Below are 19,659 nucleotides of genomic sequence, written 5' to 3' on the forward strand. Positions count from 1 at the left end.
AATCCCATGCATCGCAAAACCCTGATCATTGCTGAGGCTGGCGTCAACCACAATGGCGATCGCGCGCGCGCGCTGGCGCTTGTGGAGGCGGCCGCGCGGGCAGGGGCCGACGCCGTCAAGTTTCAGTCGTTCCGTGCCGACAAGCTCGCGACCGCCGGGGCGGCGAAGGCAAGCTACCAGCAAGCGACCACGGGAACGGCACAATCACAGCTCGAGATGCTGCGCGCGCTCGAGCTCAGCCCTGATGACGAGGAACAGATCGCAGCGGCCTGCGTGGCGTCCAAAATTACCTACATGTCGACGCCGTTCGATGCCGACAGCGCCACGCATCTGGTCCGCCGTGTCGGTGTCTCCACGCTGAAGGTCGGCTCGGGCGACCTGACCAATGCGCCGCTCTTGCTGCATCTGGCGCGGTTCGGCCTGCCGATCATCCTGTCGACCGGGATGGGGACACTCGCCGAAGTGGAGCTGGCGCTTGGCGTCATCGCTTTCGGTTATCTCCGCGAGGCGACGGCGTGGCCGACGCCCGCCGATTTCGCGAATTTGTTGCTCGACCGCGCGACCTGGACGGAGCTGCGTGCAAAAGTCACGCTGCTGCATTGTACGACCGAATATCCGGCCGATCCACAATCGATCAATCTGCGAGCGATGGCGACGCTGCGCGATGCGTTTGGCCTGCCAGTCGGCTTCTCCGACCACAGCCGTGGTATCCACATCGCCTCGGCCGCGGTGGCTCTCGGTGCCACCGTGGTCGAAAAGCATCTGACGCTCGATCGCAATCTGCCGGGGCCTGACCACCGCGCCTCGATCGAGCCGGATGAGATGGCTGCGATGATCGCTGCGATCCGCGATGTCGAAGCCGCGCTGGGCGACGGTCGCAAGGTGCCGGCGCCCGAGGAGATTCCAAATCGCGTGGTGGCCCGCCGCAGTCTCGTCGTGCTTCAGCCGGTCCGCGCCGGGGAGCGCTTTACGGAAGACAATCTCGGCGTCAAGCGCCCGGGCGGCGGCATTCCGCCGATCGAATATTGGAGCTATCTCGGCAAGGTCGCCCTGCGCGATTACGCGGCCAACGAGGCGCTGGAGCCATGAGCCTGATCGTGCTCTGTGCCGGCGGTCACGCCCGCGTCATCATCGAAGCCCTGCTGAGCCGTGGCATCCATCCCGCAGCAGCCGCCGATCGCGATGCCACCCGGCTTGGGGAGGTCATAGGCGGCGTCAAGATCACCGGATCGGACGACGACGTCTTGAAGATGGCCGCTGATACGGTCGAGCTTGCCAATGGTCTCGGCAATCGTGCCTCGCGTACCGATTCGGGGTTGTCGGGCCGACGCCTCCTGTTCGATCGGTTTGCAGCGCGGGGTTACAAGTTTCCTGTGATCGCACATGCGTCCGCCGTCATCGCCTCCGATGCACAACTCGGCGACGGCGCGCAGGTGATGGCCGGCGCCGTGATTCAGCCCGCGGCGCGCCTTGGGCGCAACACCCTGATCAATACGCGCGCGGTGGTCGAGCATGATTGCATGGTCGGCGATCACGCACATGTCGCTCCGGGGGCGGTGCTGTGCGGCGGCGTGTCCATCGGGGAGAGCGTCCATATCGGCGCCGGCGCGGTGGTGTTGGTCGGCGTCAAAGTGGGGGCCGGAGCCGTCGTTGCTGCGGGCGCGGTGGTTACAAGGGATGTCGCGGCCGGCGGATTCTCCGGCAACGAATAGGATGAGTTTGTCATGAAGGGTGCATTCGCCGTCAGTGAAGACACGCCGTTGATAGAGACGCTTCGGCGCATCGATCAGGGCAATCTGCAACTCGCCATCGTCGAGCGCGATGGCAGGATCGTCGGCACCGTCACCGACGGCGACGTGCGGCGGGCGCTGCTCGGCGGTGTCGGCCTCGACGCCTCGGTCAGCCTCGTGATGAACCGCATGCCGATCACGGCACCGGTCGGTATCTCGAATCCGGCCGCGCTCAATCTGATGCGCAAGCATTCGATCCATCAGCTTCCGCTCGTCGATACCGAGGGGCGGGTGGTCGAGGTCAAGCTGATCGACGACCTCGCACTCGTGCAGCAATCCGATCACTGGGTCGTGCTGATGGCCGGCGGGCTCGGCTCGCGGCTGAAGCCGCTTACAGACGACATTCCCAAGCCGTTGATCCGCGTCGGAGACAAGCCGATCCTGGAGACCGTGCTCGGCGGTTTCGTGAAGGCCGGCTTCGGCAAGTTCTTCATCTCGGTCAATTACAAGGCCGACATGATACGCGACTATTTCGGCGATGGTTCTGCGTGGGGTGTGGAGATTGACTATCTCCAGGAGAGCGAGCGGCTCGGCACCGCCGGGGCCCTGTCGCTGCTGCCGGAGCGGCCGACGCAGCCCTTCTTCGTCATGAATGGCGATCTGCTGACGACGGTGAACTTCGAGCAGATGCTGAAATATCATCGCGAGCATAAGGCGTTCTCGACCGTCTGCGTGCGGGAGCATTCGGTGACCGTGCCATTCGGCGTGATCGATTTCGACGACCATCGCCTGCTTCGCATTCGCGAGAAGCCGACGCAGAAATTCTTCGTCAACGCGGGGGTCTATCTGCTCGATCCCGGGGTGCTCGATCATCTCGACACCAACGAGGCCATCGATATGCCGACGCTGATCGAGCGCACCATCGCCAAAGACAAGCCGTCGGTTGTGTTCCCGCTGCGGGAGTACTGGATCGACGTCGGCCGCCTCGACGATCTGCAGCGTGCCTCCGACGAGTTCCAGAGGATATTCGGATGAGCACTGAACGCTCGCTCCGCGAAATGATGTCGCTCGACGGCCGCGTCGCCATTGTCACCGGCGGCGCCGGCCATATTGGCCGCGCCATTGCTGCAGGTCTTGCCGAGCTCGGTGCCGCCATCGCCCTGGTCGATATCGCCGCGTCCGCGGGTACCGAGGCAGCGGCGAAGCTGGCCGCCGATCACTCCGTCGAGGCGGCGATGTTCGACTGCGATTTCGAGCAGGGGGAGGCGGTAAAGGATCTGCCACGGCGGGTGCGCGAGGCCTTCGGTGGTATCGACATCATCGTCAATTGCGCAGCCTTCGTGGGCACCAGCGGACTGGAAGGCTGGGCGGTGCCGTTCGAGCAGCAGTCGGACGCGACCTGGCGGCGCGCGATCGAGGTCAACCTCACCGCGCCGTTCGTGCTGATCCAGGCCGCAGCCGAGGACCTCGCGAGGTCGGGCCATGGTAGTGTGATCAATATTTCCTCGATCTACGGCCTCGCCGGGCCCGACTGGCGGCTCTACGAGGGAACCGCCCTCGGGAACCCAGCCGCCTATGCCGCCAGTAAGGGCGGGCTAATCCAGATGACGCGCTGGCTGGCCACCACGATGGCGCCAAAGGTTCGGGTCAATGCGGTCGCGCCGGGGGGCGTCTTCAGGGCTACGCCGGAGCGGTTTTTGAGCCGCTATGTGGCCCGGACGCCGCTTGCGCGTATGGCGCGTGAGGACGATATGAAGGGCGCAGTGGCGTATCTGGCGAGCGACCTTGCAGCCTATGTGACGGGCCAGTGCATTGCGGTCGACGGGGGATGGACGGCGTGGTAAGCCAACGGCAAATCATGCAATTGCAGGAATCTCAGAAATGTTGAGCTGTAGCAAGTGCTTATTGCCCGAAACGGCGGAGGCCACCTCGTTCGACGAATCCGGTTCGTGTAGCGTCTGCGCCCAGATCGAGGTCCGCGACACCCAGATCAATTGGGAGGAGCGCCACGCCCAGATGATGGAACTGGTCGCACAATACCGCGACAAGGGGCTGTATGACTGCATCGTGCCCTATTCGGGAGGCAAGGATAGCGTCTTTCAGCTGTGGTACGTCGTCAAGAAGCTCGGCCTGAAGCCGTTGGTGGTGCGCTTCGACCACTGGTTCTACCGTCCGCTGGTCGAGGAGAACAACACCAGCGTGTTCAAGCAGCTCGGCGTCGACGTCTTGAACTTCACGCCGAACTGGCACGTGGTGCGCGAACTCATGCTGGAATCGCTGAAGCGCCGCGGCGACTTCTGCTGGCACTGCCACACCGGCATCTACGCCCACACCATGCAGATCGCGATCCGCTACGAGACGCCGTTGTTGTTTTGGGGCGAGAGTCTTGCGGAATACCAGTCGTTCTACTCCTACGACGAGATGGAAGAGGTCGACGAGAAGCGCTTCAACCGGGCCATGAATCTCGGCATCACCGCCGACGACATGTACGAGTTCCTGGGCGGCCGCGTTGCCAAGCGCGACCTCTATCCGTTCGTCTATCCGCCGCGCAAGGAGCTGATGCGGATCAAGTGCCGTTCGATCTGCCTTGGCAGCTACATCAAGTGGGACACCAAGAAGCACGTCGAGATCATCAAGCGCGAGCTCGGCTGGAAGGGCCAGGAGGTCGAGGGCATTCCGCCTGAGTACGATTACGAAAAGATCGAGTGCTTCTTCCAAGGGGTGCGCGACTATCTGAAGTACATCAAGCGCGGCATGGGCCGGACCAACCATCTCGCCAACATCGACATCCGCAACAAACGCATGACACGCGAGCAGGGCGAGGCACTGGTGCGCGAGTTCGACGGCAAGCGACCGCCGAGCCTCGATCTGTTCCTCGACTATCTTCAGCTCACCGAGGAGCAGTTTCTGGGCATTGCGATCAAGCACGAGGTCAGTCCGTGGCAGTTCTCGCCGAACACGGTCGAGCCGGGTCGCCGTATGCCGGACATGGACAAGTGGAACAACACGCAAGTGCCCTGGCCGAATCATCCCGGCGTCGAAATCGGCGGCGGCAAGGGATAGGCTGACGAGGGTCCATAGGCGGCGCGAATGTCGCCCCCGGGGGAGCAGGCGATGTCGGGCGTAGCGATCGTCGATTACGGCATCAATAACGTGCGCTCGGTGAAGAATGCCGTCGAATATTGCGGCTTCGATCCGGTGGTGACCCATGACGCCGACGCGATTGCGGATGCTTCCCACGTCATCCTGCCCGGCGTCGGCGCGTTCGGCGATGCCATGATCAACATTCGCGCTCGCGGCATCGATGAGATCCTCGAGCGCCAGGTCCGCGAGAAGGGCAAGCCGTTCCTTGCGGTGTGCCTCGGGATGCAGCTGCTCGCCAACACCTCCGAGGAGCACGCCGATGACGGTGTTGCACATCGTGGGCTCGGCTGGTTCGACGCCGACGTTCAGCGCTTGATGCCGAACGATCCTGCCTTGAAGATCCCGCATATGGGATGGAACATGGTGGCGAAGGAGCGCAACCATCCGATCCTCGCCAATATCCGCGAGAGTAATCTGGCGTTTTATTTCGTACATTCCTTCGCCATGCGCTGCAGGGATGCCGGCGACGTGGTCGGCTTCGCCCAGTACGGCCAACCGGTGACCGCGATCATCGCGCGCGACAATATCGCCGCCACGCAGTTCCATCCCGAGAAGAGCCAGGACACCGGGATCGAGCTGATGAGTAATTTCCTGCGCTGGAATCCCTGAAGCCCTCGCGATGCTGAAGAAGCGCCTTATCCCCAAATTCCTGCTGCGCGATGGCAGGCTCGTCAAATATACCCGCTTCTTCGAGAACGAGCGCGTCGCCGGCAATCCGGTGACGACCGCGAAGGTTTATAACGACTACGGTGTCGACGAGCTGATCGTCCTCGACATCGTGCCGAGCGCGGCCTCGCGCGGCCGCGTGGTCGACATCATCGAGCGGATGTCGGAAGAGATTTTCATGCCGTTCACGGTCGGCGGCGGGGTCAAGACGCTGGACGACGTCAACATGCTGCTCCGCGCCGGTGCCGATAAGGTGTCGGTGAATTCGGAGGCCGTGCGCCGCCCGGAGTTTCTGCGCGAGGCGGCGCGCACCTTCGGCGACCAGTGCATGACGGTGTCGATCGACTACAAGAGGATCAGCCCCAACCATGCCAGCGTATTCATCGACGGAGGCCGCGAGCATGTCGCGCTCGACCCGATCGAATGGGCGCAGCGGTGCGAGGACCTGCACTGCGGGGAGGTGCTGCTCGGCTCGATCGATCGCGACGGCACTATGAGCGGCTACGATCTCGAACTGATCCACAGGGCGGCAAGCGTCTTGAGCGTACCGCTGATCGTCTCCGGTGGCTGCGGTTCGCTCCAGCATGCGATCGACGCACTCGAAGCCGGAGCGTCGGCGGTGGCGATCTCCTCGATGTTCCTGTTTACCGACCACAGCCCGATCAAGCTTCGTAGCCATCTGTTCTCGCGTGGTCTCGACGTGCGCGCCAGCTTCTCGAGCAGGAATTAATACCGTGCAGCTTTCGCTCGCCCGCAACGATCTCGCCGTCTATGTGCGCAGGCAATTCGAGAACCTGTTTCCCGATGGCGCCAATCTCGGCGATCTCCCGAAACTCGTCGACCTTGCGCTCGGCCGGGTCGATCATTGCTTCTCGCGCGTAAGGCTGAAAGGCTTTTTTGCAAACGGCGAAGCGCGGTTCTCGCACTGGCATTCCGACCAATATGCGATCTTCCTTTACTACCTCGCCAATTCGGCGTTTCGCGAGCGGCCCGGCCATCCCATCGCCGACAAGGCCTATGCGCTCAACAAGGCGCTGCACGCGCTGGACGCGTTCTACGAGGTCGAGCTGCCGGACGTGTTCGCGGTCCAACATCCTGTCGGGACCGTGCTTGGGCGCGCCGTCTATTCGGATTATTTCATTTGCTACCACAATTGCACGGTGGGCGCGAACCTCGACAATGACTATCCGTCGTTCGGGCGTGGCATCGTGATGTATGGCGGCAGCCGCGTGATCGGCAAGACTGCAGTAGGCGACAACTCTTTCATGTCGACGGGAGCGATCCTGATCGACGGCGGCACGCTCGCCGCCGACAGCATCTTGCATGGCGTCTATCCGAAGGCGGGGCGCTCGCCGACGTCGCGGAACGTGGTGCGCGATATTTTTGGGATGACGACCTGATCAGGTCAACCGCTTGAACCCGGAGTGAGCCACGGGCCCGCGCAGCAACTGCCTGACGGCCTTCTGATCGACGGCGGTGCGGAGCTCCCGGAACACCTCGGCCGTCGCATCCAGGTAACGATCGACATGGGCGTCGGTATGCGACCACATCGCGTAGAACGAGCCCGTCGCGAGGATGCCGCGGTCCAGCATCATCTGCGTGAACAGCGTGCGCACCTCCTGCGCGTCCGGCAAGTCGAAGGCGAAATGGCCGAGCGGCGAGATGCCGGAAACGTGCAGGGGCAGGCCCGCGGCCTGTGACGCCTCGGTCCAGCCCTTCTGGATGCGCATGCCGATCCGCATCAGGTGCCGCGCGACGTTCTGCTCGCGATGCTTGCGCAAGGTGGCAAGTGCCGCGACCGGGCCGACGCGCTCAGTCCAGGCCGTCGAACTGACGAAGGTTTCCTGCGCCGCGTCCATCACGGAGGCACGGCCGACGATCGCGGCCATCGGAAAACCGTTGGCGATAGCCTTGGCGAACACCGCCATGTCGGGATCGACGCCATAGGCCAGATGAGCACCGCCGGAATTGATGCGGAAGCCCGACGTCACCTCGTCGAAGATCAACGCGGCGCCGCAGCGGTCGGCGAGCGCGCGGATACCCTTGATGAAGGCCGGTTCGGGCTCACTGGAGCGCACCGGCTCCATCACGATGGCGGCGAGCCGTTCGCCATGGGCGGCGACGATGGCCTCGATCTCATCGAGCTTATTGAAGTGGAATGGATGCATCAGGCCGGCGAGTCCACGCGGCACGCCCTTGGTATCGAGGCCGGGCAGCAGATGACCGTCGAGTGCGGTGGTCTCGCCGAGATTGGCGCTGAGGTACCAGTCGTGCCAGCCGTGATAACCGCAGAACGCCACCATGTCGCGGCCGGTCGCGGCGCGCGCGATGCGAACCGCAATCGCCATAGCCTCGCCACCGGCGCGACCGAAACGCACCATGTCCGCCCAAGGATGCAGCTCGACCAGGAGCTCTGCCAGCTCGATATCCTCAGCGCAGTTCAAGGTCGACATCGACCCCATGTCGATCGCACTCTTTACTGCGGCATCGACGTCGGGGTCGGCAAAGCCCAGGATGGTGGCGCCTATGCCGCAATAGCTCATGTCAAGGTAAGTCTTGCCGTCGAGATCGACGACTTCGGCGCCCTTGGCCGATTTGAAGTAAGTCGGCCACTGTTCCGGCAGGAACATTTCCGGCCGCTTTGAAAGCAGCTGCGTTCCACCGGGCATGACCTTGCGCGCGCGTCGGTAAAGCGTTTGGCCGGTGCTCGACATTGGGTTCTCCTGGGCGGAAAGCCTTCGGTGGATACCGCAAGCCCCCGACCCAGGCAAGGCACCGGGAGCAGGTTCTGCATGCCCGAATGGGCGCCCGATACCGCAAGATAGGTCGACTGGTTATGGATGCAGGAATAGGGAGGCGTTGTGGACCCAGTTGCCGCTTGCAGTCTCGGATGTCGTTAGTCTCGCGCGCTCCCCGCCGTCACGTTCGCGCTCCCCGTACGTGGTGGGGTGGCAGGGGTCCGGTGCCCCGACGATTTGAGCCGCGTCACATCCAGTATGCATGCGCCGGCGATTGTGAAGCATTTCATACGCCATCCGATCTTTGGTGGCTTATGCAGATGCGAGCACATCGTTCGGTTGTATATTTATGGAGAGCTTCGTGAAAGTATCTCTAGCTGTCGTCGCGCTTGTCCTGTCATTTCTTTTTTCAACCATCCCGTCATACGCGCAGGCATCTCGGACCTGGGTTTCGGGCGTCGGTGATGACGCAAATCCCTGCAGTCGCACTGCGCCGTGCAAAACCTTTGCAGGCGCGATCTCCAAGACGGCTGCGGGAGGGGAGATCAGCGTTCTCGATCCAGGTGGATTCGGCGCCGTGACCATCACAAAGGCCATCAGCATCACCAATGACGGCGTTGGCGAAGCCGGAGTGCTGGTATCAGGCACGAATGGCATCGTCGTTGCTGCCGGAGCTAGCGATGTTGTTAACGTCCGGGGCGTTGTTATTGACGGTTTCGGCACGGGATTATCCGGCATCCGGATAACCTCTGCAGGCTCCGTAAACGTTCAGAACTGTGTGATCAAGAACTTCAGCGGGGGCGGGACTGGAACGGGAATTAGCTTTGCCCCGAATGCGACGTCTCAGCTGTTCGTATCGGACTCGATCGTGTCCAATAATAGCGGAGGGATCCAGGTCGCCACGGCGTCCGCCGGTACGCATGGCATCTTCGCCGTGCTCAATCGGGTTCAGGTGGAGAATAACGCGACATTCGGGATCAAGGTGGACGGTACGGGCGGTACCGGAGCAATCAGTGCGACTGCGCGAGATAGCGTGTCGGCCGGCAATCTTACCAACGGCATATGGGCGACCGCACCATCTGGCGCATCTGCGATCCGCCTACTCGTTGATCGAAGTGCAGCCGTCAACAACGCGGGTGTCGGCATTTTATCGGACGGTCCGTCTACGCAGGTCATTCTGAACAATTCGGCGGTGACGGGTAACATCACCGGCTTGAGTTTCACGAATGGCGGTACGATGCCGTCACTCAAGAACAGTGCCGTTGCAGGCAATCGAGTGACCGACGGAACCTCGTCCGCAGCTGTCGCGCCGCAGTAGAACGTTTCTACAGCCGGCGCCTCGCATCGGAACGGGGGGCCGGCAGCCCGCCGCCTATCGCTAATTGCGGCGCACTGCCTGGCTGACATCGACCACCACCTGACCGTAGTGAGCAAGGGCGACGTCCTCGCGATATTTCTCGGCGATGCCGGCCGCACGAATACCCTTCTCCATTGTGGCCTGCCGATCGCCGGCGGCCTCGCGAATGGCTCGCGCGAGCTCGGCGGGGTTTTCTGGAGAAACGACCCATCCGATCGCCTCTTCGCCAAGCACGAGCGCGCCTTCGGAATTGGCCTCCGAGGCGACCACGATCGGACGCCCGATCGCGAGGATGTTATAGAGGCGGCTGGGGATCGAGACACCGGCGACATGCTGACGATACGGAATAACCCAGAGATCGGCCGCCGACAGGAATTCCACGAGTTCGTCTTCGGGGACAGGTTTCATGATCGTGACATTCTCAAGAGGGGCCTTGGCATGGAGCTCGTTGAGCGTGGCCCAGCCCACGCCCCATCCCGAGAGCATGAAATGAATGTCCCGGCGGTCTCGTAACAGGCGCGCCGCTTCGAACACCGTGACGGGATCGTGTGTGAAACCGAGATTGCCGGAAAGACCAACGATAAACCTGGAGGAGTCCGGCGCGCGGAATCGGCTGGCCGGATCAATCTTGCGATAGCCGATCGGAATCAGCGCCCAGTTTGGAATATAGTGAAGCTGGTCCGCGACGACACCGGGATATTTTTCGATCAGAGGCGGCACGTCGCGCCCGATCACGACGATCGCATCAAGGCGCCGGAACAGAAGCGTGTTGGCCAAGCGAATGAGGCGCACCGCCAGCGAAGTGGGGCGAACCATACCGGCGGCCTCCAGCGCTTCCGGATAGAGATCATATATCAGGAGCATAGTCTTTGCTCCACGCAATCTGGCGGCGAGAAGCACGGTGTAGGGCAGGGTGAACGGCGTCGTGACGCAGAAGACGATGTCGCCCGACCTTGCCCGCCGCAGGACCGAGAAGAACATTTGGGCAGCAAGCAAGCAGATCGCGAGAGCGCGCTGGACGATCGCGGACTTGCGCGGATTCCAGCTCTTGATTTCGACGACCTCGGGCTTGCCGGCTTTGCCGTCCGCGCGCGAGCCTTGTGTCGCTGAGATCACAACGATCTGCCGATCTCTTGCGAGGCTCTCGGCGATCTTGCCGACATAAACTGCCGTCGTGGTCGTATCGGGCGGATAGAACTGAGCCGCGATGATCAGCTTTGCGGGAGTGGCCATGTGCAAACGCTGTCCTCGGTCAGGCGTGCGGCTGAGGGCCGTTGGCCTGACCTTCCGCCAAATAGGCTCCATAAGCGCGGGCGATACCGTCCTTCAACGATGTCGTCGCCCGCCAGCCGAGCTTGTCGAGGCGGCCGATGTCGAGCAGCTTGCGCGGCGTGCCGTCGGGGCGCGAGGGGTCGAAGGAGATCTCGCCGCGATAGCCGACGATCTCGGCGACCACGCGCGCGAACTCCGCAATGGCGATGTCCTCGCCGGTGCCGATGTTGATCAGCTCGCTGCTGGAGTAGGTCTTCATCAGGTGGACGCAGGCATCGGCCATGTCGTCGACATAGAGGAACTCGCGCCGCGGCGTGCCGGTGCCCCAGACCGCGACGGTCCTGGCACCCGAAAGCTTCGCCTCATGAAAGCGCCGGATCAGCGCCGCGACCACATGGCTCAATTCAGGGTGATAATTGTCGCCGGGACCGTAGAGATTGGTCGGCATCACGCTGATGAAGTCGCTGCCATATTGGCTGCGATAGGCCTCCGCCATCTTGATGCCGGCGATCTTGGCGATGGCATAAGGCTCGTTGGTCGGCTCCAGCGGACCTGTGAGCACGGCATCCTCGCGCAGCGGCTGCGGCGCCAGCTTCGGATAGATGCAGGACGAGCCGAGGAACATCAGCTTCTCGGCCCGGTTCAGATGCGCGGCGTGGATCACGTTGGCTGCGATCGCGATGTTGTCGTAGATGAACTCGGCGCGCAGCGTGTTGTTGGCGACGATGCCGCCGACCTTGGCGGCGGCGAGGAAGATCACCTGCGGCCGCATCTTCGCGAACCAGTCGAACACGGCCGCCTGGTTGCAGAGATCGACCTCGTGCCGCTCGACGGTGACGAGATTTACGTTCTCCCGCGCCAGACGACGCACAATGGCGCTGCCGACCATGCCGCGATGGCCGGCGACGTAGACGCTCTTGCCCTTCAGCTCAAACGGTACGCTTGCCATTCGCAATGTCCCGTTTGGCCTCGGCAAGGTCGCCCGCCATCATCTCTTCGACGAGCTGCGCAAAGCTCCGCTTCGGTTTCCAGCCGAGCACCTTTTGCGCCTTGCTGGCGTCGCCGACGAGCAGATCGACCTCGGTCGGGCGGAAATAGGTCGGATCAATCCTCACCACGATCTTGCCGCTCTTCGCATCGACGCCGGTCTCGTCCACGCCCTTGCCGCGCCATTCGATGCGGCGGCCGACCTGGGCAAAGGACAGTTCGACCAGCTCGCGGACCGAGCGCGTTTCGCCGGTGGCGAGCACGAAATCGTCGGGCTTGTCGGCCTGCAGGATCATGTGCATGCCCTCGACATAGTCCTTGGCATGGCCCCAGTCGCGCTTGGCCTCGAGATTGCCGAGATAGAGCGTCTGCTCCAGCCCAAGCTCGATCCGGGCCACACCGCGGGTGATCTTGCGGGTGACGAAGGTCTCGCCGCGGATCGGGCTCTCATGGTTGAACAGGATGCCGTTCGAGGCAAACATGCCGTAGGCTTCGCGGTAGTTCACCGTGATCCAGTAGCCATAGAGCTTGGCGACGCCATAAGGCGAGCGCGGATAGAACGGCGTGGTCTCCTTCTGCGGGATCTCCTGCACCAGGCCGTAGAGCTCGGAGGTCGAGGCCTGGTAGAACCGCGTCTCCTTCTCCATGCCGAGGATGCGGATCGCCTCCAAAAGGCGCAGCACGCCGATGGCATCGGCGTTGGCGGTGTATTCCGGACTCTCGAAGCTGACGGCGACGTGGCTCTGCGCGGCGAGATTGTAGATCTCGGTCGGGCGGATCTGCTGCACCAGGCGGATCAGGTTGGTCGAATCCGTCATGTCGCCGTAATGCATCAGGAACGGCACGTTGCCGACATGCGGGTCCTGGTAGAGGTGATCGACGCGCGCGGTGTTGAACGAGGACGAGCGCCGCTTGATGCCGTGCACGACATAGCCGAGCGACAGCAAATGCTCGGCGAGATAAGCCCCGTCCTGCCCGGTCACACCGGTGATGAGAGCGACGCGCTGTTTGGAGTCTTGAGCAGTCATAGCTGTTTCTGGATCACCGGCTTGGGATTGACGGGGTTGCGTATCCTACTTTTCCGAGCGTGTCTTGTTTTCCAGCGCGGTCCGACGTCCGCGTAAATGTATTCGTCCATTCAATGGGTTAGTGGGCGTTTATGTGGAACTCTGGAGGGCGCGAGCTTGGTTGCGCAACGAATCTGCCGGTTCCTGCAGGTCTCAGGCGAGCTTGAGCGCCTCGCGCACGAAGGTCGCGAGATTGCCTTCCCGAAATAGCAGGCCACGGATGCCGGCAGCGCGCGCCGCCTTCAGGTCGCGCTCCTGATCGCCGATCAGGAAGCTCCTGTCGGTCGCGACGGGAAAGCGCTTCATGAGGTCAGTGATCATGCCGGGCCCCGGCTTTCGCCGGTCGCTGTCGCGTCGATAGCTCTCGACGACGGCCTCGGGGTGATCGGGGCAATATTCGAACGCGTCGATATGGGCGCCGGCGGCGGCGAGCTCGTCGGCCATCCAGCGATGGAGGGCATGTACGTCGCTCTCCCCGTAGAATCCGCGGGCCACGCCGGACTGGTTGGTGACTACGAAGGCGAAATAGCCGGCCTCATTTACGAGCCTGACCGCCTCGCGCGCGCCGTCGATCCATTTGAACTTGCTGACCTCGAAGAGGTAGCCGGCGTCGTGATTGAGAACGCCGTCGCGGTCGAAGAAGACGGCCGGCCGGGTCGATGTCGTCATGGGGTGCCGCAACAAATGTTTGCGGCCATTGTTCACCGTCCCGCCGGCGGCTTGTCAAGATATCGGCGGCGTCGCACCTACGTCGGTTCCGTCAGCATCATGGTGACAACCAGTCTGCGGCCGCTCCGTACCATGCCGCCGCGGTGGATTCCGAATGGGTCGAACAGGACCGCGTCGCCCTGGTCGCTGGTCACGCGCCATTCGTTGTCGAGTATGGCGTCGGCATATTCGCTGCCGGCGGGCAGATCGACCCCGAACGCGGCTTTGCGCTGCAGGAATTTTGGAAGCGCGTTGAAGAGCCGGCGGTTCTGCGGCTTGGTCGACGACAGGCTGGCATAGTCGTTGGCGCGGCGGATGAGCCCGTCCCAGAAGTTGCGGCTCGCGCGATGGGTTCCGCGGACATAGGTGAACGGACCATTCTCGGGGCCGACCTCGCTCACATAGATGATGAACTTGAGGAGGTTGTAGGTCGCATCGACGTGACAATAGTCGCAGGGCGAGTCCACGACACCAACGTCTCGAAAATGATTGGCCCAGAAGGCGTCGCTCGGGTCGTTGATCTGAGGTACCACATGGGCAATCGCCACCGGACGATCGAGATAGGCGCTCGCCGCGTCGATGACGCCAAGCTCGGACCCCAGTTGATTGAAATAAGCGTAGAGCTCGGGAAAGGCGTCCTTGTCCAGCCACAGCCGCGTCTCGTCGAAATGGCGTTGGTCTGGCGTCTTTTGTGCAAGTCTCGCTTCAAGCGTCCGGTAGTGCGGGGCGAGCAGGTCTCTGATACGGCCGAGCTGTTCTGGCGAGAGGTGAAAACCCGCTATGCCGTCGCGTTTCAGCGTCTTCAGCACGTTGGCACCGGCCGTCGTCCTCGGCTCCGTGGCGCGTCGCGTCAGCCGCCGCAGCTTCTGTGTCGCCACCAGCCGCAGATACGTCGGGGAGCGCCGGACCAGCTCGGCCACCTTGTGCGATTTGTCGCTGGGGCGCGGCAGATGCTCGTAGTCGGCCATCAGACGGGCCGTGATCATGGCAAAGCCCGATGCGAATTTTGCCAGTGCCGCGGCGCGTTCGCCGAGGCTTGGCTTCGGGAAAGCCGTGCCATACGCAGGGTGATTCGGATAATCGATGACTGGCAAATGATTGTACGAATATGGGTGCGATGTCATGGCGCCGCCTTTCCGATGCACCACTGGCTAGGATGGCAGGCGCCGTTCGTCATTGACGTCGATCAATGACGACCCTCGCGATCGGCAGGGTAGCCGGAACGATCAAGCGGTCGACCGCTCGTCCGCAATCACCTTGCCATCGTTCGGCAATATGCCTGGGCTGACCAACTCGACGGCGCCGCCGAGCTTGGTGACGGCGCGCAAACTGGCCGCGATCTCTTCGCGGAGCGCGTCGCCCGGGGCGGTCGTCTCGGCTTTCAGCGTCATCGCATCAGCCTCGCCCTGGCGCGTGACGACGAGGCGCAGTCGCCCGAGCGCGGGATGGCGCTTGCCGATCTCGGCGATCTGCTCGGGGCGGACGAACATGCCTTTGACCTTGGTGGTCTGGTCGGCGCGGCCCATCCAGCCCTTGATGCGCATGTTGGTGCGTCCGCATGGGCTCGTGCCGGGCAGGACGGCCGTGAGGTCGCCGAGCGCAAGCCGGATCCAGGGGTGGTGCGGATCGAGCGAGGTCACCACGATCTCGCCGACATCGCCTGGCCTCACGGGATCGCCGGTGCCGGGCTTGACGATCTCCATGATCAGATCCTCATTCACGACCATGCCCTCACGCGCCTCGGACTCGAACGCGATCAGGCCGAGATCGGCAGTGCCGAAGGCTTGGTAGGCGTCGATGCCGCGCGCCTTGATCTCGGCCTGGAGCGAAGGCGGGAAGGCGGCCCCCGACACTAGCGCGCGCTTGATCGAGGAGACATCCCGTTTGGCGGTCGCCGCGGCATCGAGCAATATCTTCAGGAAGTCCGGTGTGCCGCTGTAGCCGACCGGGCGGTAGGCCTCGATCAACTCGAATTGCTGCTCGGTATTGCCGGGGCCAGCCGGGATCACGGCGCAGCCGAGCGCGCGCGCCGAGGCGTCGAAAATGAAGCCGCCGGGGGTCAGGTGGTAGCTGAAGGTATTGAGCACGATGTCATCTGGGCGAAAGCCGGCCGCGAACAGCGCACGCGCGCCCCGCCAGGGATCGTCCTGGCGTCCCTCCGGCTCGAAGATCGGCCCCGGCGAGGTGAACAGGCGGGCGAACGAGCCCGGGGATGCAGCCACGAAGCCGCCGAAGGGCTGGGAGGCCTTGTGCAGGGCCGGCAGTTCCGACTTGCGCAGCACCGGCAGACCCGCCAGCGTCGCTCTGGAGGTCACCGAGGCGGGATCGACGCCCTTCAGTCGCTCGGCGTAGGCAGGGGCGGCCATGGCGCTGCGGAGCACGCTTGGCAGGCGGGCGAACAGTTCGGCCTCGCGCGCCGCCGGCTCACGCGTCTCGAGGGTGTCGTAATGGGCGGTCATGGCAGGTCTTTCCGGGTTGGCATCCGTTGCGCGCCGCCGCCCGCATGGGTATCAGACGGCCATTGCGGTGGCTTGGAGAGCGCGGAGTGACGGACGAGCGGATCAGTGAGGCTGAAGGAGCGGGCGATGTGATCGCGCGCCTGAAGCGCCGCATGGTCGAGGATGCGCTGCCGATGTGGTCGGCGGTCGGCTGGGATCACGCAGCCGGCGGTTTCATCGACAGGCTGCACCGCGACGGTACGGCGGATACGGCCGCACCGCGGCGCGTGTTCGTGCAGGCGCGCCAGATCTATTGCTACGCCAAGGCGGCCCAGATGGGCTGGTACCCGCAAGGCCGCGCCATCGCCCTCAAGGGGCTCGAGCACCTCCTGGCGAAAGCCAAGGCGCCCGACGGCAAGCCCGGCTATGTGCACCGGCTGACGCCGGAGGGGACGGTGCTGGATTCGCGGCGCGATGCCTACGACCACGCCTTCATCCTGTTCGCCCTGGCGACGGTCTATGCGCTCGACCAGGATGCGCAGATCCGGGCCGAGATCGATGCGCTGCTTGCTTTCCTCGACGGCCATCTGCGCTCGCCGCATGGCGGCGTGCATGAAAGCCTGCCGGTGTCGTTGCCGCGCCGGCAGAACCCGCAGATGCATCTGTTCGAGGCGATGATCGCGTGTTTCGAGGCGACCCACGATCTGTCGTTCCAGAACAGAGCCGGCGAGTTCTTCGCGCTGTTCCTCGCCAATCTCTATGACAAGCGGAAGTGCATCCTGACGGAGTACTTTGAGGAGGACTGGTCGAAAATCGAGCCGGTCAGTGTCGAGCCCGGCCACCAGGCTGAATGGGTATGGCTGCTGAAGGGTTTTGAGCGCATCACGGGCTGTCCCACCGGACCGCGGCGCGCGGAGCTGCTGGCGACCGCGCTGCGCTATCGCGACGCGGCGACCGGCTGCCTTGCCGACGAGGGCGACGATACCGGTCACATCCGCCGTAGCACGCGCCGGCTGTGGCCGCAGACCGAGATGGCGAAGGCCTGGGTGGCGCAGGCCGAGTCCGGTGAGGCAGGCGCGGCGGACGAAGCGCGCGCGGCGCTGGTGCGGCTCGAACGGCATTATCTCAGCCATCCCGTGCGGGGCGGCTGGTACGACCAATTCGACAGCGACGGCAAATCGCTGGTCGACACCATTCCTGCGTCGTCGTTCTATCATGTTCTCTGCGCGGTCACGGAAGCGGAGCAGGTGCTGGGTTGAATTTTCAAAGCCACCGTTTGCGCCGCTTGAAGCTCTTGAGGTTCTTGAAGCTCTTGCGCTGGTCGCCGGCGCCGCCGAGGTAGAATTCCTTGACGTCCTCGTTGTCGCGCAATTCGTCGGCGGTGCCGTCGAGCACGACCTTGCCCTGCTCCATGATGTAGCCGTGGCTTGCCACAGAGAGCGCGGCGCGCGCGTTCTGCTCGACCAGAAGGATGGTGACACCGAGATCGCGGTTGATCTTCTGGATGATCGAGAACACCTCTTTCACCAGCAGCGGCGACAGGCCCATCGAGGGCTCGTCCATCAAGATCATCTTCGGGCGCGCCATCAGCGCGCGGCCGATTGCGAGCATCTGCTGCTCGCCGCCGGAGAGATAGCCGGCAAGGCCCGTGCGCTCCTTCAGGCGCGGGAAATAGTTGAACACCATGTCGAGATCGGCATCGACCTCGCGGTCCCTGCGGGTGAAGGCGCCGAGCTTGAGGTTCTCCAGCGAGGTCATGTCGGCGACGATGCGCCGGCCTTCCATGACCTGGAAGATGCCGCGACGGACGATCTTGTCGGGATCGATGCCGGCGATCGGTTCGCCCTCGAACAGGATCTCGCCGCGCGTGACCTCGCCATCCTCGGTCTTGAGCAATCCCGAGATCGCCTTCAGCGTCGTAGACTTGCCGGCGCCGTTGGCGCCCAGCAGCGCCACGATCGCGCCCTTGGGCACGTCGAGGCTGAGACCGCGCAGCACCAGGATGACGTCGTCATAGACGACCTCGATGTTGCGCACGGCGAGGAGGGGCGGCGCGGGGACGACGGTGGGGGATGGGCGAACGGCTTCTGCAGTTTCGGTCATGCTTCGTTACTCCGCTGTCGTCGCCCGGCTTGACCGGGCGACCCAGTATTCCAGAGACGCCGGAGATTCATCGAGGAGCCGTGGCGTACTGGATCCCCCGCTCCAGTGCGCACTGCGCACAAGGCGGGGGATGACAGTTGCGTGCGTGATTAGAGCCGGCCTCACCAGCCCAGCAGCTCCGGCTTGCGCGGCAGCTCGACGGTCTTGACCTTCTCGAGCTTGATCGTGCCCTTGGCCATGAGGTCGTTGACATCGCCGTCGGTCGGGCCCGAGATCTTAGTGCGGTAGAGGTCGACCTTCAGCGTGCCGCGATGATCCTTGTCGGTCCAGGTCGAGGGATTGCAGACGCCTTCCATTCCGGCCGGCACCCAATCCTTTTTCTGGTAGAAGCCCTTGGCGACGTTCTCACCGGTGGCGCCGCCGTTCTTGGCAGCCCAGTCGATCGCCTCCTTCATGTAGAGGGCCGAGCAGACCGCGGCGACGTAATGCACGGGGCGATAGACCTTGCCGGTGGGATCGGACATCTTGGAGATCTCCATCACCGTCTTCATGCCCGGCGCGTCGCCGCCCCAGCTCACTGCCGTGCGCAGCGGGAAGATCACGCCGTTGGCGGCATCTCCGGCTGTCTTGGCGGCGTTCTCGTCCATGCCCCAGACGTTGCCGAGGAACTGGATCTCGACGCCGGCGGTCTTGCAGGCCTTCATCACCGAGATGTTGGAGGCCGCGGTGTTGCCGAGATAGGCGTAGTTGGCGCCCGAGGATTTCAGGCTCAGGCACTGCGCGCTGTAGTCGCCCGGCGCGAGCGCGAACACCAGCGGCGGCAGCACCTCGAAGCCGAGCTCCTGAGCCATGGCTTCACCCGCGGCCTTTGGCGCGTTCGGATACGGGTGGTTGGCCCCCATATGGACGAACTTGGGCTTGCCGGGCTTGCCTTTGGTCTTCCAATCCTCGGCCGCCCACATCAGCATCGCCCGCAGCGAATCCGAATAGCTTGGCCCGTAGAAGAAATTGTAAGGCGCGGGTTTGGCCTTGCCGCTCGTGCCTTCGGGATCGGTCAGGGCTGCGGCGTAGGAGCCGGACATATCGGGAATCTTGTCCTGTGCGAGGAAACCGGTCAGCGCTTCGGTATCTGCGGTGCCCCAGCCCATGATGGCCGCGACCTTGCTGTCGGGAGCAGACCATTTCTTGTAGAGCGCGATCGCCTTCGGCACCTGATAGCCGTAGTCGTTGGTGTCGACATTGAGCTGCTTGCCGCCGACGCCGCCGTTCTTGTTGACCCAGGCGAAGGTGTCGGCGACGGCCTGGCCGTACGGCGTGCCGACATCGGAAGTGCCGCCGGAATAATCGGCGAGATGGCCGATCGCGATCTGCGCCTGCGCGCTGGCCGAGAACGCGGCGACGGCGATCGCAAGCGATGCGGTGCTCAAAAGGGACGTCATCTTCATGGGT

General features: G+C 63.5%; 19 protein-coding genes. 10 read left to right on the forward strand and 9 right to left on the reverse strand.

Annotation, left to right across the window (positions count from 1 at the left end; genetic code table 11):
* Nucleotides 1-6: 6 nt before the first annotated feature.
* The 8 genes from neuB to X265_RS41060 all read left to right on the forward strand — a co-directional run bounded on the left by neuB (nt 7) and on the right by X265_RS41060 (nt 6,940).
* A complete protein-coding gene (gene neuB / locus X265_RS13700; protein ID WP_128965284.1) occupies nt 7-1,089 on the forward strand; it encodes an N-acetylneuraminate synthase in 1,083 nt (360 codons plus the stop codon).
* Nucleotides 1,086-1,712, forward strand: coding sequence for a NeuD/PglB/VioB family sugar acetyltransferase (locus tag X265_RS13705; RefSeq protein WP_128965285.1), 627 nt, complete (start codon nt 1,086-1,088; stop codon nt 1,710-1,712). Before neuB ends, X265_RS13705 begins: the two co-directional genes overlap by 4 nt.
* Before the next feature lie 12 nt (nt 1,713-1,724).
* A complete protein-coding gene (locus X265_RS13710) occupies nt 1,725-2,765 on the forward strand; it encodes a nucleotidyltransferase family protein (protein WP_128965286.1) in 1,041 nt (346 codons plus the stop codon).
* A complete protein-coding gene (locus tag X265_RS13715) occupies nt 2,762-3,574 on the forward strand; it encodes an SDR family oxidoreductase (protein WP_128965287.1) in 813 nt (270 codons plus the stop codon). The genes X265_RS13710 and X265_RS13715 overlap by 4 nt, the downstream gene beginning before the upstream one ends.
* Before the next feature lie 61 nt (nt 3,575-3,635).
* On the forward strand, nt 3,636-4,793 hold the full coding sequence (locus X265_RS13720) for an N-acetyl sugar amidotransferase (protein ID WP_244659407.1): 1,158 nt from the start codon (nt 3,636-3,638) through the stop codon (nt 4,791-4,793).
* Nucleotides 4,794-4,844: 51 nt separating this feature from the next.
* On the forward strand, nt 4,845-5,483 hold the full coding sequence (hisH, locus tag X265_RS13725) for an imidazole glycerol phosphate synthase subunit HisH (RefSeq protein WP_244659408.1): 639 nt from the start codon (nt 4,845-4,847) through the stop codon (nt 5,481-5,483).
* Nucleotides 5,484-5,493: 10 nt separating this feature from the next.
* Nucleotides 5,494-6,270 carry an imidazole glycerol phosphate synthase cyclase subunit gene (locus X265_RS13730; protein ID WP_128965290.1) on the forward strand — a complete coding sequence of 259 codons (777 nt, stop codon included), beginning with the start codon at nt 5,494-5,496 and terminating at the stop codon, nt 6,268-6,270.
* 4 nt (nt 6,271-6,274) lie between these two features.
* On the forward strand, nt 6,275-6,940 hold the full coding sequence (locus X265_RS41060; RefSeq protein WP_208764281.1) for an LbetaH domain-containing protein: 666 nt from the start codon (nt 6,275-6,277) through the stop codon (nt 6,938-6,940).
* Here the strand turns inward: X265_RS41060 and X265_RS13740 are convergent, their stop codons facing one another.
* Nucleotides 6,941-8,254, reverse strand: a complete 1,314-nt coding sequence (locus X265_RS13740; RefSeq protein WP_128965291.1) for an aminotransferase class III-fold pyridoxal phosphate-dependent enzyme — start codon at nt 8,252-8,254, stop codon at nt 6,941-6,943. It lies immediately after the preceding gene.
* 385 nt (nt 8,255-8,639) lie between these two features.
* Here X265_RS13740 and X265_RS13745 point away from each other — a divergent pair, with 385 nt between their 5' ends.
* Nucleotides 8,640-9,596 (forward strand): right-handed parallel beta-helix repeat-containing protein, encoded by a 957-nt coding sequence (locus X265_RS13745; RefSeq protein ID WP_244659409.1) that lies wholly within the window; start codon nt 8,640-8,642, stop codon nt 9,594-9,596.
* A gap of 60 nt (nt 9,597-9,656) precedes the next feature.
* Here the strand turns inward: X265_RS13745 and X265_RS13750 are convergent, their stop codons facing one another.
* The 6 genes from X265_RS13750 to X265_RS13775 all read right to left on the reverse strand — a co-directional run bounded on the left by X265_RS13750 (nt 9,657) and on the right by X265_RS13775 (nt 16,128).
* A complete protein-coding gene (locus X265_RS13750; RefSeq protein WP_164938568.1) occupies nt 9,657-10,868 on the reverse strand; it encodes a glycosyltransferase family 4 protein in 1,212 nt (403 codons plus the stop codon).
* A 19-nt stretch (nt 10,869-10,887) separates the two neighbouring features.
* A complete protein-coding gene (fcl, locus tag X265_RS13755; RefSeq protein ID WP_128965294.1) occupies nt 10,888-11,856 on the reverse strand; it encodes a GDP-L-fucose synthase in 969 nt (322 codons plus the stop codon).
* The gene (gene gmd, locus X265_RS13760) at nt 11,837-12,922 is read right to left on the reverse strand and encodes a GDP-mannose 4,6-dehydratase (RefSeq protein ID WP_128965295.1); all 1,086 of its coding nucleotides are present in this window, start codon (nt 12,920-12,922) and stop codon (nt 11,837-11,839) included. Before gmd ends, fcl begins: the two co-directional genes overlap by 20 nt.
* A gap of 192 nt (nt 12,923-13,114) precedes the next feature.
* On the reverse strand, nt 13,115-13,630 hold the full coding sequence (locus tag X265_RS13765) for a D-glycero-alpha-D-manno-heptose-1,7-bisphosphate 7-phosphatase (protein ID WP_128965296.1): 516 nt from the start codon (nt 13,628-13,630) through the stop codon (nt 13,115-13,117).
* 77 nt (nt 13,631-13,707) lie between these two features.
* Complete coding sequence (locus tag X265_RS13770; RefSeq protein WP_128965297.1) at nt 13,708-14,793, reverse strand: phytanoyl-CoA dioxygenase family protein; 1,086 nt, start codon at nt 14,791-14,793, stop codon at nt 13,708-13,710.
* Between the two features lie 102 nt (nt 14,794-14,895).
* On the reverse strand, nt 14,896-16,128 hold the full coding sequence (locus X265_RS13775; RefSeq protein WP_128965298.1) for a phenylacetate--CoA ligase family protein: 1,233 nt from the start codon (nt 16,126-16,128) through the stop codon (nt 14,896-14,898).
* 86 nt (nt 16,129-16,214) lie between these two features.
* Here X265_RS13775 and X265_RS13780 point away from each other — a divergent pair, with 86 nt between their 5' ends.
* Nucleotides 16,215-17,366: an AGE family epimerase/isomerase gene (locus X265_RS13780; RefSeq protein ID WP_164938569.1), complete on the forward strand. Its 1,152-nt coding sequence runs from the start codon at nt 16,215-16,217 to the stop codon at nt 17,364-17,366.
* Between the two features lie 4 nt (nt 17,367-17,370).
* Here the strand turns inward: X265_RS13780 and X265_RS13785 are convergent, their stop codons facing one another.
* Nucleotides 17,371-18,210, reverse strand: a complete 840-nt coding sequence (locus X265_RS13785; protein WP_128965300.1) for an ABC transporter ATP-binding protein — start codon at nt 18,208-18,210, stop codon at nt 17,371-17,373.
* Nucleotides 18,211-18,371: 161 nt separating this feature from the next.
* The gene (locus X265_RS13790; protein ID WP_128965301.1) at nt 18,372-19,655 is read right to left on the reverse strand and encodes an ABC transporter substrate-binding protein; all 1,284 of its coding nucleotides are present in this window, start codon (nt 19,653-19,655) and stop codon (nt 18,372-18,374) included.
* Between the last annotated feature and the right edge of the window lie 4 nt (nt 19,656-19,659).

This window comes from Bradyrhizobium guangdongense (assembly GCF_004114975.1).
GTDB classification, from domain to species: Bacteria; Pseudomonadota; Alphaproteobacteria; order Rhizobiales; family Xanthobacteraceae; genus Bradyrhizobium; species Bradyrhizobium guangdongense.

Coding starts and splice junctions, on each gene's coding strand:
- neuB (WP_128965284.1), top strand. CDS start 7: ATGCATCGCAAAACCCTGATCATTGCTGAGGCTGGCGTCAACCACAAT.
- X265_RS13705 (WP_128965285.1), top strand. CDS start 1,086: ATGAGCCTGATCGTGCTCTGTGCCGGCGGTCACGCCCGCGTCATCATC.
- X265_RS13710 (WP_128965286.1), top strand. CDS start 1,725: ATGAAGGGTGCATTCGCCGTCAGTGAAGACACGCCGTTGATAGAGACG.
- X265_RS13715 (WP_128965287.1), top strand. CDS start 2,762: ATGAGCACTGAACGCTCGCTCCGCGAAATGATGTCGCTCGACGGCCGC.
- hisH (WP_244659408.1), top strand. CDS start 4,845: ATGTCGGGCGTAGCGATCGTCGATTACGGCATCAATAACGTGCGCTCG.
- X265_RS13730 (WP_128965290.1), top strand. CDS start 5,494: ATGCTGAAGAAGCGCCTTATCCCCAAATTCCTGCTGCGCGATGGCAGG.
- X265_RS13740 (WP_128965291.1), bottom strand. CDS start 8,254: ATGTCGAGCACCGGCCAAACGCTTTACCGACGCGCGCGCAAGGTCATG.
- X265_RS13750 (WP_164938568.1), bottom strand. CDS start 10,868: ATGGCCACTCCCGCAAAGCTGATCATCGCGGCTCAGTTCTATCCGCCC.
- fcl (WP_128965294.1), bottom strand. CDS start 11,856: ATGGCAAGCGTACCGTTTGAGCTGAAGGGCAAGAGCGTCTACGTCGCC.
- gmd (WP_128965295.1), bottom strand. CDS start 12,922: ATGACTGCTCAAGACTCCAAACAGCGCGTCGCTCTCATCACCGGTGTG.
- X265_RS13765 (WP_128965296.1), bottom strand. CDS start 13,630: ATGACGACATCGACCCGGCCGGCCGTCTTCTTCGACCGCGACGGCGTT.
- X265_RS13770 (WP_128965297.1), bottom strand. CDS start 14,793: ATGACATCGCACCCATATTCGTACAATCATTTGCCAGTCATCGATTAT.
- X265_RS13775 (WP_128965298.1), bottom strand. CDS start 16,128: ATGACCGCCCATTACGACACCCTCGAGACGCGTGAGCCGGCGGCGCGC.
- X265_RS13785 (WP_128965300.1), bottom strand. CDS start 18,210: ATGACCGAAACTGCAGAAGCCGTTCGCCCATCCCCCACCGTCGTCCCC.
- X265_RS13790 (WP_128965301.1), bottom strand. CDS start 19,655: ATGAAGATGACGTCCCTTTTGAGCACCGCATCGCTTGCGATCGCCGTC.